The organism is Myxococcus vastator (genome assembly GCF_010894475.1).
Lineage (GTDB): Bacteria > Myxococcota > Myxococcia > Myxococcales > Myxococcaceae > Myxococcus > Myxococcus vastator.
Genome location: NZ_JAAIYB010000878.1, coordinates 1 through 1107 on the forward strand (window position 1 = coordinate 1; position 1107 = coordinate 1107).

A 1107-nucleotide genomic window follows, 5' to 3' on the forward strand; every position below is an offset into this window, starting at 1 on the left:
ACCACGGCCTGGAGCCGGCGGTGCAGTTCCATGACCCGTTGCAAGCGCAGCGCCCGGGGCCGGATGCGCTGCGAGTACAGGCGCACGCCGAACGACGACACGGCCCCCGCCGCGATGAGCAACGCGCCCCACAGCCAGGGCGAGCTCACCCACAAGGTGAAGGGCTGCTCCACCGGCAGGCCCGAGCGCACGGACAGGCGCACGGTGCCGGTGTACTCACCGGGCCCCTCCAGGCCCCGCAGGCTCAGGAGCAGCGCGCCGCTCCCATGCGCGCTCACGGGAAGGCCGCCCTCCAGGGACGTGATGTCCAGGTTGCCGCCATCCGGCTTCCCGCCCTCCAGCGCGAAGCGCACGCTCTGGAAGCGCGGCTGGATGAGCGCCGAGTCCATGTCCGGCGCCTTGCGCTGAAGCTGCAGCAACTGGGGCAACGACACGACACCGCCCACGCCCGCCGTCTCCTTGAACGGCAGCCGCACGGTGGCGTCGATGGAGCCCCAGCCCCAGCCCGCGGACGTCACCGCCGGGGACGTGGCGATGAACTGCACCGCGGGCACCGCCTGCACGCGCGTGACGATGAGCGCGGTGGTCTCCCGCCCTTGCGCGTGCACCAGCACCACGTGGCCCGTGTAGTCCCCCGTGACGGGCAGCCGCCCGGTCAGCTCGACGTGGATGGGGCGCCGCGTGGAGAGGGGCGCCGTGGCGCTCCCGGCCTCTGCTTCCTTCACCACGGCCTGCAGCGCCACCTGCACGCCGTCCTGGGACTGGAGCGGGTCCACCAGCACCGTCACGCCCCCGGGCAGCTCACCGTCGCCACCTCGAGCCACGCCGCCCGCCACCGCCACGTCGCCGGCCGCCTCCAGCGCGCTCAGCAGGTCCACGCGCAGCACGTGCCGGAAGTCCTCCGACGCCGTCCGCAGCTTCACCTCGTTGCTGGCGGAGGCACCCGCCACGCGCAGCGAGGGCTCGGCGCTGGCCCTCCAGGGCAGGACGAGCAACAGGAGCAGGGCCGGAAGACGCACGAGCCCCCACGCGGAGTGGGTGACGGCGGGACGGGTGCCAGCGGAGCGCATTCACGGACTGTATCAGGCGCCCCCCCTGCCTCCACTT

General features: G+C 73.5%; 1 pseudogene. It reads right to left on the reverse strand.

Annotated elements, in window-relative coordinates:
* A pseudogene (locus G4D87_RS38050) lies at nt 1-1070 on the reverse strand (hypothetical protein); the annotation flags it as partial.
* Nucleotides 1071-1107 lie beyond the last annotated feature (37 nt).